At 43.7% G+C, this 17672-nt stretch carries 20 protein-coding genes; 3 read left to right on the forward strand and 17 right to left on the reverse strand.

Annotated elements, in window-relative coordinates:
* Positions 1–276: 276 nt before the first annotated feature.
* Together AC1TO4_RS04225 and AC1TO4_RS04230 are read left to right on the forward strand one after the other, a co-directional pair.
* Positions 277–1857, forward strand: coding sequence for an SWIM zinc finger family protein (locus AC1TO4_RS04225; protein ID WP_482104301.1), 1581 nt, complete (start codon positions 277–279; stop codon positions 1855–1857).
* Complete coding sequence (locus AC1TO4_RS04230; protein WP_482104302.1) at positions 1854–4598, forward strand: DEAD/DEAH box helicase; 2745 nt, start codon at positions 1854–1856, stop codon at positions 4596–4598. The genes AC1TO4_RS04225 and AC1TO4_RS04230 overlap by 4 nt, the downstream gene beginning before the upstream one ends.
* Before the next feature lie 57 nt (positions 4599–4655).
* Here the strand turns inward: AC1TO4_RS04230 and AC1TO4_RS04235 are convergent, their stop codons facing one another.
* Both AC1TO4_RS04235 and AC1TO4_RS04240 read right to left on the reverse strand, forming a co-directional pair.
* The gene (locus AC1TO4_RS04235) at positions 4656–4838 is read right to left on the reverse strand and encodes a hypothetical protein (RefSeq protein ID WP_482104303.1); all 183 of its coding nucleotides are present in this window, start codon (positions 4836–4838) and stop codon (positions 4656–4658) included.
* Between the two features lie 395 nt (positions 4839–5233).
* Entirely contained in the window at positions 5234–5674 is a 441-nt protein-coding gene (locus AC1TO4_RS04240) for a single-stranded DNA-binding protein (protein ID WP_482104304.1), read from the reverse strand.
* Positions 5675–5944: 270 nt separating this feature from the next.
* Here AC1TO4_RS04240 and AC1TO4_RS04245 point away from each other — a divergent pair, with 270 nt between their 5' ends.
* The gene (locus AC1TO4_RS04245; protein WP_482101397.1) at positions 5945–6388 is read left to right on the forward strand and encodes a YwpF family protein; all 444 of its coding nucleotides are present in this window, start codon (positions 5945–5947) and stop codon (positions 6386–6388) included.
* Between the two features lie 146 nt (positions 6389–6534).
* Here AC1TO4_RS04245 and AC1TO4_RS04250 read toward each other — a convergent pair whose 3' ends face one another.
* From AC1TO4_RS04250 to AC1TO4_RS04320, 15 genes are all read right to left on the reverse strand, one after another.
* Positions 6535–6900 carry a hypothetical protein gene (locus tag AC1TO4_RS04250; RefSeq protein WP_482104305.1) on the reverse strand — a complete coding sequence of 122 codons (366 nt, stop codon included), beginning with the start codon at positions 6898–6900 and terminating at the stop codon, positions 6535–6537.
* 94 nt (positions 6901–6994) lie between these two features.
* The gene (locus AC1TO4_RS04255) at positions 6995–7384 is read right to left on the reverse strand and encodes a hypothetical protein (protein WP_482104306.1); all 390 of its coding nucleotides are present in this window, start codon (positions 7382–7384) and stop codon (positions 6995–6997) included.
* A gap of 81 nt (positions 7385–7465) precedes the next feature.
* Positions 7466–7912 carry a 3-hydroxyacyl-ACP dehydratase FabZ gene (gene fabZ, locus AC1TO4_RS04260; protein ID WP_482101398.1) on the reverse strand — a complete coding sequence of 149 codons (447 nt, stop codon included), beginning with the start codon at positions 7910–7912 and terminating at the stop codon, positions 7466–7468.
* A 50-nt stretch (positions 7913–7962) separates the two neighbouring features.
* A complete protein-coding gene (locus AC1TO4_RS04265) occupies positions 7963–8292 on the reverse strand; it encodes a DNA-directed RNA polymerase subunit beta (RefSeq protein WP_482104307.1) in 330 nt (109 codons plus the stop codon).
* A 51-nt stretch (positions 8293–8343) separates the two neighbouring features.
* On the reverse strand, positions 8344–9180 hold the full coding sequence (locus AC1TO4_RS04270) for a flagellar hook-basal body protein (RefSeq protein WP_482104308.1): 837 nt from the start codon (positions 9178–9180) through the stop codon (positions 8344–8346).
* 30 nt (positions 9181–9210) lie between these two features.
* The gene (locus tag AC1TO4_RS04275; protein WP_482104309.1) at positions 9211–10050 is read right to left on the reverse strand and encodes a flagellar hook-basal body protein; all 840 of its coding nucleotides are present in this window, start codon (positions 10048–10050) and stop codon (positions 9211–9213) included.
* Between the two features lie 31 nt (positions 10051–10081).
* Positions 10082–11074 (reverse strand): rod shape-determining protein MreB, encoded by a 993-nt coding sequence (gene mreB, locus AC1TO4_RS04280; protein ID WP_482101399.1) that lies wholly within the window; start codon positions 11072–11074, stop codon positions 10082–10084.
* A gap of 185 nt (positions 11075–11259) precedes the next feature.
* Complete coding sequence (locus AC1TO4_RS04285; RefSeq protein ID WP_482101106.1) at positions 11260–11529, reverse strand: sporulation transcriptional regulator SpoIIID; 270 nt, start codon at positions 11527–11529, stop codon at positions 11260–11262.
* 442 nt (positions 11530–11971) lie between these two features.
* Positions 11972–12883, reverse strand: a complete 912-nt coding sequence (locus AC1TO4_RS04290; protein ID WP_482104381.1) for an IS3 family transposase — start codon at positions 12881–12883, stop codon at positions 11972–11974.
* A complete protein-coding gene (locus AC1TO4_RS04295) occupies positions 12847–13146 on the reverse strand; it encodes a helix-turn-helix domain-containing protein (RefSeq protein WP_482104310.1) in 300 nt (99 codons plus the stop codon). Before AC1TO4_RS04295 ends, AC1TO4_RS04290 begins: the two co-directional genes overlap by 37 nt.
* A 236-nt stretch (positions 13147–13382) precedes the next feature.
* Positions 13383–14042, reverse strand: coding sequence for a peptidoglycan DD-metalloendopeptidase family protein (locus AC1TO4_RS04300; RefSeq protein ID WP_482104311.1), 660 nt, complete (start codon positions 14040–14042; stop codon positions 13383–13385).
* Positions 14043–14052: 10 nt separating this feature from the next.
* Positions 14053–15021 carry a stage II sporulation protein D gene (spoIID, locus tag AC1TO4_RS04305; protein WP_482101108.1) on the reverse strand — a complete coding sequence of 323 codons (969 nt, stop codon included), beginning with the start codon at positions 15019–15021 and terminating at the stop codon, positions 14053–14055.
* Positions 15022–15165: 144 nt separating this feature from the next.
* Entirely contained in the window at positions 15166–16464 is a 1299-nt protein-coding gene (gene murA / locus AC1TO4_RS04310; RefSeq protein ID WP_482104312.1) for a UDP-N-acetylglucosamine 1-carboxyvinyltransferase, read from the reverse strand.
* Between the two features lie 391 nt (positions 16465–16855).
* Positions 16856–17080, reverse strand: a complete 225-nt coding sequence (locus AC1TO4_RS04315) for a DUF1146 family protein (protein ID WP_482101400.1) — start codon at positions 17078–17080, stop codon at positions 16856–16858.
* A gap of 82 nt (positions 17081–17162) precedes the next feature.
* The gene (locus AC1TO4_RS04320; RefSeq protein WP_482101110.1) at positions 17163–17570 is read right to left on the reverse strand and encodes a F0F1 ATP synthase subunit epsilon; all 408 of its coding nucleotides are present in this window, start codon (positions 17568–17570) and stop codon (positions 17163–17165) included.
* Positions 17571–17672: the final 102 nt, after the last annotated feature.

The raw sequence follows: 17672 nt of genomic DNA on the forward strand, positions 1-17672 counted from the left end.
TTGCCTTCAATGAATTAACTCCTTTCTAAATCTGTTACATCCGCCGGAGGCTTATCAGGGAGGAATTGAACTTCATTCCTCCTCGTTCAGCAGGCGTTTGGACAACCGCTGAACACGAAAACAAAACTGCATTCATCTTCCATCTATGGATGTGAGAGATGAATGCTGAATAAAGATAAATAAATGTGCAAAAGTACAAGATATGGATAACATCATTTCCGCTCGCTGCTAAAAAGCGGTATAATAGAAGGAATGCTTTTCTTAGGGAGTGATCCGTTGAATATAACTGTCGAACGTGTATCCTACTTGCACGAAAATGAAATAGATGAATATATGAATGGCATTAAACATGCACTGCGGCCTGGGGTAGATGCCGAAGCACTCGTAGTTAGACGTGCAGTCGCACTCGTCCGAAATGGCGCAACCGATTCATATGTATACGATCCATCTGAAAACACAGTGGTTGCAAGTCTCTTTGGTGTGGATTCGGAACAAGTCCGCCTTCTTTTCAATAATGAAAGTTCCCAATGTACATGCGGCTATTCCGGCTGGTGTTCCCACCGGATCGCCGTTATATTCCACTTATATTCACAGCAGAATTCTCTGACTGAATGGCTCCACGAATGGCGCAGAACCGACTCGCAACAGATGGTGCTTTCCATATCTGAACGCACACCTGAAGCATGGATTCATGTACTGAAGCGCCTAACCAATCCACTTCGCACAATTGAGCCAGCTGAAAATCCAGGTGTGTTCATCCATGAAACGTCCTTGATTGATCAAAAAGCGGCTCCGTTAATTCCTTTTGAGTACGAGTGGAAACCTCTATTTGAACTTTACTATCGATTGCATGTTCTGGATGCCGGGTGGCCGTATGTTAACGCCCATTTAGGCGGTGAACCGACCTCATTCTTCTACGGTAAGTGGTATGTACAAAACTGGCTAACTGAGCAACTGGGCAAACTGAACGATAGCGTTTCAGCCATTGGCGCGAAACCAAAACTATTTGAAGCAGACGCTTTTCATGAACAAGTGAAAGAGCTAGTCCGGACATTTGCCCTTGGACATTCGGGTTTGTTCAACGAAAGGTTTCATGTTTACCGTCTTTTTTGGGAGAACCTCTTCCCCTATCAAGCCGCGCGAAGCGTTGAGTTGGAAATTCTTGCGAAAGAAAACTCGGAGGAATCTCGAACTTTTATCGCCTTTTTCCATCTAACGGAAGGAAAACATGAAGAATTGGCCGAAATGGTCAACAATGTAACAGCTGATAATGTGATTACATGGCTACCTCTTGCAAAACTTGCCGAAAGTTATGATGAAGTAGAATCACTGTCTATTATTATGCATGCAATGCTCCCCTATATTGGTGACTACGTTAACGAATCTGTCTCTTCGGCTGGCCGACCTGCATTTGTGCGTACAATCGACGGTTTATTTGAAGCCGCTGATTTTTCGGAAGAGCTCCGTGAAGGCATGTTTGCCCAATACGGGGAACCGGGCGTCGACGTGTATGCAGATTTCCTTGTTGAACGTGAACGTTTTGCCGAATGGGCAGCGCTAATGCACAGATACGGTGTTCCTTATGACGGGGCGGAAGCAGGCGGCTTGAAATTGGCACTGAGTACAGATCCAGCAGCTGTCTTGCCACTCCTTCATACGTTTGCCATGGGTTTCATAAAAGAAAAGAACCGACATAGTTATCGGCGAGCCGTCAAATTGTTTAAACAAATGAAAGCCGGCTCGAAAAAAAGTGGCAAAATCGACTTTTGGAATCAATACATTGATACAGTGCGTGAAAAAAACCGCAGACTTCGCGCATTGATGGAAGAAATGGAGAAAGGGAATTTAAATTTATGACCGGAACATTTACATTAAATCGCCTATTCCGCTTGAGCATTCGCTTACTGGAAGATGGACTATTTTCCATTGCCGCGGAAGAAGGCAATGGGTTGAAGATTGAACCGGACGAACTTGTTTCCTTCCTGTTCTTTAACAATGAACGTGCGCTTTTTGGACTCCTTATCAATACAGATGCAGACTTTGCTTACGTGCAAGCAGACCAGCTACTGCCTATTTTTTCAGCGATGCACCCCTATATTACCTTCGAAGGGTTTACTGCTGAAGACGACGCGTTACTTACGTCCGTTCGGGAAGCTGCAAATTCATGGAGTGACCCCGACTTATGGAACTATGCGGAAGTAGACGGCACTAGTATTCGTTTTGATAGCAAGAAAGCAGGTATTTCCGAAGGCGCAGCTGCCGTAATCGCTCATGCTGTGAGTAGTAAGCTTTCAACATCTGGCATTAATCCTGAACTGCTTGCTTCATTGTTACCCCATTTACGGACATACGGCTGGCCGGGTGAAACCGTTTCGACAATGCCGGTCAATCTTGCATTCCGCTTGACTGAACCAGCAGTCGAGACTACTGACACGGAATGGCTTCTTGAATCGGTTATTGTAGGAGAACGCGGGGCACATTGGTCTCCTGCTATGCGGAAAGTGAATGCACCTGCCGTAGAAGCGCTTCCTGCCAAGTGGAAGCCATACGCGGATGACATTGTGAAGAAGCAATCTGAAATGACATCCTTCCTAGGTTCAGTGGACATTGTTCCTAGTGAAAGCTTCTTAGCAACACCGATGTCTGATCCTGAAGTACGAATGTTCATCCAGGATGACTTGCCTTTGCTTCAATCATTTGGATACCCCGTCATCCTGCCAGCATGGCTGAAATCAGTGACAGAATCCAAATTGAGAATACGGACCAATGCGGGTGTGCAATCGTATAAATCAGCTACCGGTTTAGACGAAGTGCTGTCTTTCGATTGGAACTTCTCACTGGCCGGTAATACGATCGGTCGCGAGGATTTCCGTAAACTTGTCGATGAAAACCGTGAATACATTCGCTCCGGCGATGAATGGTTCCATATCGACCCATTGTGGCTGAGAAAAATTCGCGATCTGATGGACCGTGCGGACGCTGGGGAATGGACTGTTAAAGACTTACTTTTCCAAGACATTCCTGAAGAAATAGTCCCTCTTGAAGAAGATGAAGATTTAGATGATCCATTATTTGCTTTTACGATGCAGAAATCACTTCTTGGTTATATGGAAATGCTGTCCGATAAAAAAGGTCTTCCTGCTGCCGGCATTTCAAAAGATTTACTTGCTGAACTGCGGCCATATCAGGAAGACGGATACAACTGGCTGACTTTCATGCGTGATAATAGCTTCGGTGCATGCCTGGCAGATGATATGGGGCTTGGAAAGACTGTTCAACTCATTACTTATCTGCTTAACATTCATGCAAGACCCGATACAAATACGCCATCACTCATCGTTTGTCCGACAAGTGTACTTGGCAACTGGCAAAAAGAACTTGAACGGTTTGCACCTTCTCTTTCAGTCCATGCCCATTACGGTCCGATGCGAGCGAAAGACGAGAACTTTAAAGAACTTATTCACCAGTTGCAGCCTGACGTCGTACTGACGACGTATGGTACGGCTTCACAGGACGGTGAAATGCTAGCGGAGACAGAATTTGCAAGCATTACGCTTGATGAAGCGCAAAATATCAAGAACATGCAGACAAAGCAATCCCGCGTCATACGAAAACTTCGAGGTAGGCACCATATTGCCTTGACGGGTACACCAATTGAAAACCGTTTATCTGAACTGTGGGCAATTTTCGACTTCATTCACAAAGGGTATTTTGGCAGTTTCCGAAAATTTACTGATAACTACATTATCCCGATTGAGCGTGATGATTCAGAAGCGGATAAACGAAAGTTAAGAGCTAAAATTCGTCCATTCCTATTGCGCAGAACGAAGAGTGATCCTGATCTGCAGCTCAATCTTCCGAAAAAGCTTGAGCAGAATGAATACTGTCCTTTAACAACTGAACAGGCCGCTTTGTATGAAAGTTTTCTTGAAGAAACGAAATTCAAGTTGCAGACACTTACCGGTTTTGAAAAGAAAGGTCTCATTTTAAAAATGCTCAGCCGATTGAAACAACTATGTAACCATCCAGCGCTCTTCTTAAAGGAGCCACAAGCTCCTGCTGAGCAAATGATGTCAAGGTCTAATAAACTGGATTTGATCGTCTCAATGGCGGCTGACATCGCAAATAACAAAGAGCAATGTTTGATCTTCACGCAATACATTGGCATGGGGCAACTCATCCGCCAATGCTTGTCAGAACTGCATGGCATTGACGTTCCCTTCTTGACTGGTAGCATGCCGAAGGGTCAACGTGACCGACTGGTGGAGGCTTTCCAGGAAGGTGAATTCCCTATCTTCATCCTGTCGTTGAAAGCCGGTGGAACTGGCTTGAACTTAACGGGTGCAAATCACGTATTGCATGCAGATAGATGGTGGAATCCCGCTGTTGAAAACCAAGCAACCGACCGTGCTTACCGTATCGGCCAGACAAAATTCGTCCACGTCCATAAATTTGTGACGATCGGGACGATTGAAGAGAAAATCGATAAGATGCTTGTGGAGAAAGCGGCACTATCCGCCGACTTAATCCAATCAAGTCAGTGGCTGTCGGATTTGTCCGACACGGAACTGGACGATTTGTTATCTTTCGAAAGCTAAAGAGCAGTATCATTTAAGTGTAGGACTCCCGTGCCGTAGTTGGCACTGGAGTCCTTTTTAGTTTTTTGCATAAATCCCATCAGACGGATCCGCGTACGGAATTTTACGTATTGTTACGAGTCTATTTTTCCTATCGCCATCTTCTATCCGATTCAATCGCTTGTTTTGATTGGCTACTATGCTAATCAGTTGTTCAATTTGCATTTCCATCCTCTGCAGATCTTTAGTTAGTGTCTCCAAACTTCTCACTTCCCTCTCTAGCGATTCCACTTATCCGAATCCTGGAAACAAGCGCAGAACACGATTCCAGGATTCTTAAGTGGTTATTTTTAGGCGTAAGAATCCGACCCCCATCGGATTTCTACTATGCAACTAGATTCGCTATATACGGATGTCCCTGAGAAATCCGCACGCGTATCTTTACTCACTCAAACTGGTCATGGTTAGAACCCCTTCTGTACATGTCCAGTATTTCTTTTTCTCACATTTACCTTTAACTAGTGTATCGGGCATTACTCACTATCTATCCTTTTTAGTTGTCATTGCGGCCCCGGATTGTTGCCCGTTTGCAGTCCTCCTTTTTTCCACGACAGATTCGTCGCATGATATGTAGTATTACGCCTGAATCCTTCAGGTTAGAAAATCGGTAATCCTTCTGCTTCTCTACTCGGCAGATTGAAATGCTCAGTATCCTCTTTTTCCGCTATCGACTGTGGTGTACTTATTACATGTTCACTGTACAGGTTGTCATTGGCACGCTTTTTCGTTAAAATAAAACGAACATCTTCACAAATCACCTCTGTTACATAGACTCGACTCTTATCCTCCCTTTCATATGACCTGGATTGAATACGTCCGCCTACTCCGATCAATGAACCTTTTCCGCAATGTTTTGCAGTATTTTCCGCCGGTCTCCCCCACATTGTACAAAGCACAAAATCTGTCTCCATTTCTCCTTTCTGGTTTTTGAAATTACGGTTTACGGCAAGGACAAAGCTGGTTTGTACCCTACTTTCTGAGATCCTTTTAAGAACTGGATCTTTCGTAATTCGCCCAACTAGTGCAACCTGATTCAATTGAGTTCCTCCTCTCTTGGTTTCTGACTTCATCATACTCGGTCTGATTTAATAAGTGCAATCACATATATTTCAATTTTCAGTCACCTTTCGACATCAAATTCCTTTTTTGCTCGACTTTATTCGCGGCATGGATGATCGTAATTGAATAGCCATAAGGCGTATCGGAATTTTCAGTTTTCTTTGATAATTCAACTTTGGCATCTATCTGATTTCTTTGGAATTTGCTCTTATGGTATACTATGAGGAAAAAGATTGGGGTGGATGATGATAAAAACTTTTAAAATGTTGTCAGTGGGTATACTGCAAGAAGATGTCGTACGCGATTATCCGCTGAGTGACGGAATTATTATCAACCAGGAAAATAGCCATCATATGTGGATTTTAGAAATGTTCATCGATAAAGAACATCAGTCCGTTTTCGAAAAATGGAAAGCTGATGAGGATTTATTGGAAGTAAAAGTGGTTATTTCGTATCCTGAAAATGAACCTGCTGCATTCCGTGTTGCTGTCAAAGGCGTCAAGCCGATTGGGGATAAAATCTCCGTACTGCTAAAAGGTCGTTTGAAGCGTGCGCGGGCTCAATATGCCGAACAGCTATTGGAGGAATTGATTGGTGAGGGGCTTGGAGGGGAAGATCTGTTACGTCGATTCGAATCAGATATGCGCTCTCGTCCGCGTTTAAAGGAAGATCAGGAAGATGCGGAGAGTTGAATGGTCTATATTGTGCTGCCTAACATTATAGGCAGTTTTTTTTGTGTTTTTATCTGTAATTGTTTTCGATTGGCTCATTGAGAGTAGAAAAACCGCCTCAAGTGTTATGAGGCGGTTCCGCACGGCTTGCGGTTAGTGATTAGCGGTTATTTATTGTTATTGTTGTTATTATTGTTATTGTTATTGTCGTTGTTCATTTCATTTCGCTTGTCCGAGTCTGTGTTGCCGTCATTCATAATGCCATTGTCCGGATTTGCGTTGCCGCCTTCATCATTGATGATGCCATTACGGTCTCCGTTATTGTCATTAATGATGCCGTCATCAACTCCACCGTTGTCCAGACCATCCATATCCGGTCCTGTTTGTTCATTTACATCAGGCGTTATGTCTCTTGTGTTGTCCTCCAAGTTTTCCATCGGCGTTTCGTTGTTATCCGGTACGTCGTCGTTGGTACCGCAACCTGTTAGTACAAGTCCCGAGATTAGAACAAGTGGTATCGCTTTTTTGAACATGAATAAATTCCCTCCTCTCCACAAGCCGTCTATCACACAAACAAGTATGATACTTCGTAGCTTAGCCAGAAATGAGGGAACTATCCGTTTTTATTTATGAAGATGTTAAATGTTTTTTCAGCAGTGTATCGACGTATACTGCTTCCGCTTTACAGTTATACTCGTAGTGCGTATTCAACTCTTCCTGCATGATCTGAATTTCAACAATTTGTTCTTCAGATGGCGGTTCACTGAGGATACGTGCGATAATTTTATTGATGCGTTGCGCAAGATCTTCATGGAATCCCGGATCAAGTTTTACTTCGTCTGGAATTTTAGTGTACCAAAGCGCTTTTACCGTAATGTACTCGCGCCAACTGGCAAAATAATCATCGATACTAAATCGCTCACCGGACCATTCAATATCGCTCATGTATTGTTCGAATGTCTGTGTAATCGATCTCGTTATGCTGCTTTTTAAATTTGGAGAAAGATCTTTAAACATATTGATGTGAAACCTCCCACTTTGTGCTATCTAACAGCACTGTATTGACCATTGTATCGAAACTTCCATTTATTAGCGAAATTAGTTTTTTCCAGTTTCTACAACTGGACCAAGTGCAAATGTAATTTCTGTCTCGCATGCAATTTCACCATCGACTGTAGCAATCGCTTTGCCTTTGCCGATTGTGCCACGAAGTCGAGTGATTTCTACTTCTAGACGCAATGTATCACCAGGTGTCACTTGTCTTTTAAAACGGCAGTTATCGATGCCCGCGAAAAAAGCAAGACGTCCTTTATTCTCTTCTTTTTGCAACAAAGCGACAGCGCCTACTTGTGCGAGCGCTTCCACGATTAGAACGCCTGGCATAACCGGGTATCCTGGAAAATGTCCATTGAAGAAATCTTCATTAATTGTAACGTTTTTTATGCCTACTGCACGTTTACCTTCTTCAACCTCAAGAATCCGGTCTACCATAAGAAATGGATAACGATGCGGTAAAATGGCTTGTATCTGTTCTGCTGTTAGCATGCCCATCCTCCTACCACTTTACTATGTATTTTAATTCATGAAAAAAGCTGTTATTTTTGTTTTCCGGCAATGATATCCAGAATGTGCGTCCATGTTTCTTTTTTAAAAACATCGCTTGGATTGCCGTCTCCGAGAGTGCCATAGCCAATCATCGCTCCGAGCGCAGCCGCTCCGACAAGAAGCAACAGGACCAGTATAATACGGACCCAAATCGGAAGTAGGCGTATTTGTACCCAGATTTGCTTTTTTGGTGCAGTTTCCTCGACTTTTTCATCAGGCCGTCCAAGTGCTTTCCGGTTTGATCGTAGTAAAGATTGGGCATCTTCTTGCTTTTTCTCTGGTTGCTCGGTTTTAAATTTAATTTTTTTTTCATCTGTCATAGTCAGTACTCCCTTAATTGTCCAGGCTCCAGACGTCATTCTAGTAGGATTTCATCGAATACCATTAATTAAGCCGAGCATTTGATCCGCAAGTGTCACTGCACGCGCGTTGAATTGATAAGAGCGCTGGATACCGATGAGATCCGTCATTTCTTTTTGGTAGTTCACATTCGATGCTTCGAGCGCTTGGCTTTCCATTCCAATACTACTACGGGCAGCACCTTGTAGCTCAGTTAAGACATCCGCTTCAGTGACACCGAGGTCTGCCAAGTTTTCTGGCAGGCCAAAGTTCGTTCCAGATAGCCGCACCATCAGATTCGGACGTTCCATCACTGTCACAGCCAACTCAACAAACTCAGTCGTTCCATTCGAATGCGTGAGCTCTAGGTCGCCGCCCGGTTTGACTGTGTATTTTTTTATGTCATCCGAGAATGTTACAGGCAATCCTGCACTGTCAGCGACCGGATATCCTTCAGCGTTGACGAGCATCACTTGTCCATTGGCAATAGGTGACACGTAAAAGTTGCCCTGACGCGTGTAGACAGTTTGCTCGCCGCCTCCGTCAGGCATGAGGATATTAAAATACTGTTTTGGCGTTGTCAGTGCGAAGTCAAGTTCACGGCCAGTCATTTGCAGGGTGCCAGCTTTCCAATTCATCTGTGTTTGACCAAGCATCACCCCAGAACCGTAACGGATACCGTTCGGAGATTGACGCGGCGCTGTGTCCGCCTTATCGTTATTGAATTGCTGAACCAACATTTCACGAAAACTTGCATCACTCGATTTATAGCCGTGTGTTGAGACATTCGCAAGGTTATTTCCGATGATGTCGATTTGGTTTTGCAATTGACTCAGCGTGTTTGTTGCTGTTGTCATGGTGCGTATCATGCATCCCCGCTCCTTTCAGATGGCGTGTCTTCAGTTGACACGACCGACTTCCGTTACCGTTTTTTCCATGCTGCGGTCGTAGGCTAGAAGAATTTTTTGATTGGCCTCGAATGCACGGTACGCAGTTAGCATGTCCGTCATTGTCCGGGCCGCATCGACGTTCGATCCTTCCAGATAGCCTTGCTGCATTGAATAAGTAACGCCAGCCATGTCATTTGCTGCAACCAGGTTTTCGCCGTCCATAGTTACAAACATGCCATCGCCTTGTTTTTGAAGCGTGTCAGGTCGCTGTGAAAATGAAACACCAAGCGTTGCGACGGCTGTTTCACCTTCCATAATGACGCCTTCGTCAGTTATGCGGAAGTCATCGTTTTGCACTTCAATTCGCTGTCCGTTGCTATCAAGCACAAAAGCCCCAGCCGAACTCGTTAAATAACCATTCGCGTCAAGTGTGAAATTACCGTTTTTTGTATATTGTTCTCGACCGCCTTCATTTTCAAGTCTGAAGAATATGGCGCCCGCTGTTCCCGTGGCTTCATCAATCGGTAAGCGGCCATCGATGAGCGCTACGTCCGTTGTCAGCTCGGTTTCACGTAATTGCCCCTGCGCAAATAACGGCAGCGTCTCCTGCATGTAGACACCCGTTGAAATCCCACCAACTGGCGATAATCCCTTCATCTGAAAGCCGTTTTCCGTCGGTATTCTTGCTGTTTCAATACTCGACATATACATTTCCGGAAATGAACGAATTACTGCTTGTTCCGCCTTATAACCAGGCGTATTGGCGTTTGCCATATTGTTCGCAAGCATCTCCGTTTTTCGTTGTTGCGCAATCATACCTGACCCAACTGTATAAAATCCACGGAACATGTGCTCACTTCTCCTTACTTTTTAAAAATGATTATCGGCTGGATAACTTATGCATATTTTCCAATAAAACGCCTGTCCCAATCGCAACACAGTCCAGCGGATTATCTGAAATGAATACAGGAACCTTTAGCTCTTGAGCGAGTAATTGGTCAATGCCGTGCAGTAGTGCTCCGCCGCCTGTCAGGAAGACACCGCGATCGATGATATCCGCTGATAATTCAGGAGGCGTTTTTTCCAAGACGTTTTTCGCTGCTTGAACAATCATATAAACGGATTCTCTTAGTGCCATTCCAATTTCGTCGGAATGAATCGTAACTGTGCGAGGAAGCCCTGACGCCATATCGCGCCCGCGAATATCGATTTCTTCTTTTCGACCAACTGAAAAAACAGTTCCAACTTTGAATTTAATAGCTTCAGCAGTTCGTTCACCGATATATAATTTATATTTGTGTTTAATGTAGAGTGTAATGTCATTATCAAATGTATTACCGGCTGTCGTGATTGACCTAGATGTAACGATGTCTCCCATTGATAGTACAGCTACGTCCGTCGTTCCCCCACCAATATCGACGACCATATTACCACTCGGTTGGAAAATATCCATACCCGCGCCAATTGCTGCAACTTTCGGTTCTTCCTCCAGGTACACTTTCTTGCCACCTGATTTTTCAGCTGCCTGCTGGATGGCTTTCTGTTCGACACTCGTAATGTTTGTCGGGCAACAGATTAGAATTCGCGGTTTGGATAAGAATCCTTTGACATCTAGTTTATTGATAAAATGACTAAGCATAGCTTCCGTTACATCAAAATCGGCGATGACTCCGTCTTTCATGGGTCTGGTTGCGATAATATTAGCGGGCGTTCTGCCAACCATTTGTCTTGCTTCTTCCCCGACTGCTAATACCTTATTGGTATGCTTATCCATCGCAACTACAGATGGTTCATTCAGTACAATCCCTTTACCCTTAACGTGTATCAAGACGTTAGCTGTACCGAGGTCTATGCCGATATCTTTTGCAAACATTGTTTCTGTTTCCCCTTCCACCCGCATCATTGGATATTCCCGTGTATGTATACGCTTCTGACTACACATTTTACCATAATAGGCTGATAAATAATATACTTAAGGGTTGTTTTCGTGAAAGAACTCTATTTATTGCAACAAGCAAAAAACGGTTCGCGATGTGGATGCGATACCGCCTTCTATTTCTAACTGTTTCCGACTCTTTTTGTTTCGTTCATCCACTTAATTCTTGTCGCCTCGCCGCCCCGCAAATGTCTGACCGACTTATGATAGGCAAGTATTTTCGCGACTTCTTCTGACAGGGCCACATCGACGTTTGGTAAGCGTTCCGTCAAATCTTTGTGAACCGTGCTTTTCGAATAGCCTGTCGCTTTTGCCAACGCACGTACCGTAAGTCCCGTTTCCAGTAACATATTGCCGAGGCGCACGCATCGCCTCCGTATTTGCTCGTGCACGCCCTCTTCCTTTCCTCTGAGGTCCGAATCTTCCTTTATCCTATGCGGTTGTTGAGTGGGATATGCGGGCGGTTGTCGGGAGTGGGTGGGGTTTTGGTGGTTATAGGGATTTTCTGGGCGGTTGTTTGCGTTTTTGGGGTGGTTATTTGTGGGATTTTGGCGGTCGCGCGCAGGATTCGGGCGGTCGCTCGGGGTGACTTCCCCCCCGTCAAGTAGACACTTTAACAACCGCTCAGTTTATTGTTTTCCCACATATTATCGATTTCCTTTTGTTGCACGTTTAGTAACTTGACTTGGAGCCTCTACAGGCATGACTTACTAGCCAGAAACCCAGCCTTGACAATGCTGGCTCTCCCGGCCGAGGCTATCATGCCTGCCACTCCAAGTAAAGTTACTACAATATTATTCGTTTGCCCCGATGGGGCTATTCTATTCCCCTTGATTAAGCCACGATTCGTAATCGGAAAGCTTGAGGACTCATCTTAAATTTTAATTGTGGCCGAACTTGGTTATAGTAGGTAATATAATCGGTTACTGATTTAATCATCTCATCTTCGGTCTCTGGAATTGAAAATCCAGGCATTTCGGTTTTTAATTTCCCAAAGAAACTCTCGATACATGCATTGTCCCAGCAGTTTCCTCTGCGGGACATGGATTGAGTTAGATGATAATCTTTTAATCGGTTCATGTATTGTGGATTTGTGAATTGTGCCCCTTGATCACTATGAATGATCGCGCCTTTCACAAATCCTTTTTCTTTTAAATAATTCAACGCTTCGAAAACAAGCGATACAGTTTGATATCGCCCGATGCTGTAAGCAACAATTTCGTTGTTGTAAAGATCTTTTATTGCACATAAGTAGATAAATTTCTTCACTGGCTTTACTATTTCTAAATAAGTAATATCAATCACGAACTTAATTCCCGGTTTACGGGCTTTGAAATTTCGATTTAATATATTATCGACAATGATATGCGGAACATTGTGTACCCTGAATTTTCTTCGTTGCGTCTTCAATGGCAGATTGTACATCCGGCGCATCCTATTAATGCGCTTTACATTAACAACTACACCATATTGATCATATATCGCATCTTTATACCTAACGTTACCTAAATTACCCCCATGGGTAATATAAAGTGAGAGCATCATATTCAGTAGCGGAGTATCTTTCTCCGCTACTGTTTTTCCCTTTCCTTCCCGCGCTTTACGTTTATAATAGCCGGAACGAGAAAGCTCAGTAAATTCAACAAGCTGAGTAACAGGATACTTATCTTTATAGTTTTCAATAAACTCAAAGTCAGAGCCTTTTCCGCTCACCGCCTTTGAAGATCTATAAGCTTTTTTAAGTATAAGTTTTCCAACTTCAAACGCTCTATTTCTTCTTCTACCGCTTCTTTCTTTTCTTTGGTACGCCCTTTACCACCAAGGCCTCGCGTATCTTTCAAAGCATCGAATGTACCCGCATCACGCACTTTTTTTGCCCATTCAGTTATTCTTCTTCTATTTACTACTTCGAACTTTTTTGCCAACTCAACTGCTGAATATCCTTCGAAATAAAGCTCAACAATCTCCTTTTTCGTTTGAAAATCAAAAAAGACTTTTTTTGCCTGCATTTTTCTCCGCCTCCAATTAGTGATACTAAAGCATTCTTAGTATGGCGGTTTTCTGACTGTCTACTCATTGGGTATTATCTCAGGGATTTCGAGCTGTCATGCGCGGGATTTGGGCGGGCGCTAAGAGTTTTCGGGCGGTTCCCCGCTGTTTTCGAGCGGTCTCAAAGCCGACCACCCTATTTACCCCAAAGAAAAAGCCACTCCGGATTGGCTCTGGAATGGCTGGAAACTTGCTATTAAAATGCTAGAAAAGTGCTTGGATTTACGGCTATCCCATCTTGTTGGATTTCGAAATGAAGATGGTTGCCTGCCGTCGGATTCCATTCATTTTCTGTTGTTGTGGCGAGTGGTTGTCCTTGAACCACTTCTTCACCTTTTTTAACGAGAATACCTGTGACGGATCGATAGATTGTTTTTAACCCATCGGCATGAGAAAGTATGATTTCATCACCTTTAAACGGGTCTAGCAAGATGTCTTCTACTGTACCGCTGAGTGAAGAAACAACTTCAAATTCCTTGCCTTGAATCGCAATCGATATGCCTGTGTTTGTTACATACGTCTGGCTGGAGACGAGTAACGCGTTTTCACGCACGGCGGGCTCTGCATTTACGTCATAAAAATCTTGCAGAATCGCTACTTCGTCGATAGACTCTTCAGCAAATGGATATTTGAGTGTTTCGTTTGCTGCGTTCGTCTCGACGACCAATCCATCTTGCGGGTCCTTCGCTGCATCGTTGGCTAAACCTGGGGCATCTTCTTTCATGTATGCATTGTAACCCCAGATCATACCAACGAAGACGATTGCGATACCCGAATAGACTACAGGCCAAAACCAGCTTTTTGCCTTTGCACTTTTGTTCTTCTGAGAAGGGGCTTTCGGTTTTTCTTCTCGCATTGTCATCACCTCACTCGCTATTATCTGCAAGTGAGAGAGTTTTTAAACATTCCGAATCAAGTAAAGTAAATTTTTTTATTTTTGTCCCCGAATAATAGTGTAAAAGAATTTTTTCGGCGGTCCATCCTTTCTGAGCAAATGCTTCCGCCCCGTATTGGCTCATCCCTACACCGTGGCCATAGCCATTCGTTGTAACATGAACAATACTATTCGTTACGTCGAATGCGATATCAAAATCCGTAGATGCTAGTCCCAGCAAATCTCGCATTTCCCTGCCACTCGCTTGAAATTCTGTAGAGAGGACTTTCTGAACACGACCTGTATCATTTCTAACGAGTTGAAGTGATTTGAATCGATCAGCGCTCCACTTGCTTCCTATCTTTTTATTCCACTCAGTGAGTTTCAATTCGGTTTTCCTTTCTACGTTTGCAGCAACGTCCCCCTCCCCGGGACTATCCACGCTTTGTAAGTAAGGTACGTCATTGCCACTGAAATTTTGCGCTGTCTCAGTCTGTCCATTCGATGTAGAAAAAAACATTGCAGCTATCATTTCGTCTCCATAAGTAATAATATCCCCTGCAGTCGCCTCCACCGCTGCACGTACTTTTCGTTCATTGCGTTTGAATTCTTTCCCCCAACGCTCTTTCCGTTTCTTTTCGGAGGAATAGACTTGTGCAGATACATCTGCGGCGATTGGTTTTTTGCCGTTCTCGGTCGTTCGGAGTGCGTATGTCCGTGCGGCAACTGCTTGTGCCTTTAAAGCCTCTTCACTGAATGTGACAGGCATTTCAGCTGCGACGACACCTACTACATACTCTTCAAGTGGGATCGGCTTGTCCACGCCGGTAACGATGATCTCCACGTAGCAAAGCTGTGCCTCCGGTTCTTCAACTTCTTTTGTGATTTGCGGAGTCTGTTTTAATAGGATAGGGATGAAAAATAAAAGGATGATGAGGAACGCTGTTAGTAGTTTGTCCATAATTGATTATATGAAAAACAAGATGTATTATTACTGTTATTTTGGACATACTAGCAAAGGAGCATTTTGAGTCTTCATATATGTGAAGACAAAAAAGGCCGTAGTCTCTACACTACAGCCCTTTCAAGTATTTATGGAATGAATTTAAACGTGTTGTACCGTTTTTTCAGTTTTCATCTCAGGGGAAACACGTACGATATCCGCACCGAGTGCCGCAAGTTTTCCGTGGAAGTTCACATATCCGCGGTCAAGATGCGATAGTTCCGTAACACGGGTAACACCTTCTGCAACAAGTCCTCCTAGAATGAGGGCTGCTGCTGCACGAAGGTCCGTTGCTGCTACTTCAGCACCTTGTAGTTTTGAAGGTCCATTTATGATGACTGATCTTCCTTCAATTTTGAGGGAAGCATTCATCCGACGGAATTCTTCAACGTGCATGAAGCGATTTTCAAAAACGGTTTCTGTCAAAATACCTGTACCCGTTGAAGTCAGCATAAGTGCCATCATTTGGGATTGCATATCTGTTGGAAAACCAGGATGAGGCATTGTTTTTAAATCTACGGATTTCAAAGGTAGTTTTGCTGTAACACGGACACCTTCATCCAGTTCAGTAATGACGACACCCATTTCCGTTAACTTGGAAATAAGTGCTGCGTTGTGCTCTGGAACGGCATTTTCAATAATGACATTTCCGCCCGTAATTGCAGCTGCTACCATGAAAGTACCTGTTTCGATACGATCCGGTATAATGTGATGCGTTGTGCCATGTAATTTCTTGACGCCTTCGATTCGAATTGTGTCCGTACCTGCTCCGACAACTTTACCGCCCATTTCATTGATAAAGTTCGCTAGGTCAACGATTTCGGGTTCTTTTGCTGAGTTCTCGATGATTGTTGTACCAGCCGCCAAAGCAGCTGCAGTCATGATATTTTCAGTTGCGCCGACGCTTGGGAAGTCAAGATAGATTTTAGCGCCTTTTAAACCGTTTTCAGCTTTTGCTTCAACGTGTCCGTGGCCGAAAGTAATTTCTGCACCCATTGCTTCAAAGCCCTTTAGATGTTGGTCAATCGGACGTGATCCGATTGCACAGCCGCCTGGAAGTGCAATTCGTGCAAAGCCATTACGTGCGAGAAGCGGTCCCATTACAAGAATTGACGCACGCATTTTCCGTACATATTCGAACTGTGCTTCAGTTGAAAGTGTATCCGAAGAATCTATGACGACTTCATTCATTATTGGGAAGTGGTCCACTTTTGCATTTAAGCTTTTAAGAACTGAGTTTATTGTTCCAACGTCCGAAAGATTGGGTACGTCGCGTATTACGTTGACACCTTCTGATGCAAGCAATGCAGCAGCAAGTATAGGCAACACAGCATTTTTAGCGCCTTCGACTCGGACAGTACCATTAAGTACACGTCCGCCAGTGATAATAATTTTATCCAAAATAAGTCCCTCCGACTCCTAATTTATAGCAATTCATGTTATTTTTCATTTTATATATTCGATTTTTTTAGTCATACATTCATCTTCAAAACATATACTATTTTACACTGACGTTCCCCTTATAACAAGTAACGTCTGGGCTATTTTACCGACTAAGTACTTAAGTAGTCTATATTATGTACACTATTGACGTTTTGTGTCATAATATCTCTCCACCTGTAGTATCAGTTCCCTCTAAATCGGCACAGCAAACCTAAGCTCAAAAAAATTGATGAATTTCATGTCATCGCCTTAAATACGAGATGTTTTTCGCATACAAGGCGATAACATGTAGCTAATCAAATTGCTGTTCAAATCACCCTTTTTTTTTGCATCAAAAATGGTTATTAAGTCAGCCGAACATGAACGGAAGCCTTCCGGACCAATAGGATATTTCTAAAAAGAAATTCGACACGGACCATCCAATCGTGATACTTAATAAAATGAACAATAACTGTGCTTGAAAGACACGGTTTTTTTTTATGATTTTTTCTGGCATGATCGCTTGCAATGCAAAAAAGGCAACGGCTATGAAAACAGTATGTGAAACGATTGACAGTAACGGTTGATAGCCCATTATAGCATCCAAAGTAGGGTCCTCCCTTAATAAATGAAAAGGCGAACAGAAGAATTGTTCTTCTGCCCGCCAACTCAACAACTCATTTATTTCTTGTTTCGTAGACATCGATACGATTGAGGGCACGTTTTAAATCCAGTTGCGCTAAGTCGTGTTCTCTGCCTTCTTTTTTCGCCTGAAGTGTTTCTTCTGCTAGTTTCGCCGCTTTTTTTGCACGGTCGATATCAATAGAAGAAGCCAGTTCCGCACTTTGAGCCAAAACAGTGACAACATCCGGACGGACTTCGATAAAACCACCGTGAACGGCGATATGTTCAGTCGAGTCTTCCTTTTGTAGGCGAAGCCCACCGATTTGAAGCGGCGCAACCATCGCGATGTGGCCGGGAAGAATCCCGATTTCGCCTGTTTCGGTAGCTGCGATGATAATGTTCGCTTCGGTTTCAACAACAGGGCCGTCGGGAGTGACGATATTGACTTTAATTGTCTTCATTTTTTCCCCTCCTGGTCCCTTAAAATCAAATTCACATCGGCGAATTGGGCGCAGACTTTTATCGAGCAAGTCTCGATAACTTCCCTAAAAAATCTACGCTAT

Source organism: Sporosarcina sp. Y838 (assembly GCF_056786515.1).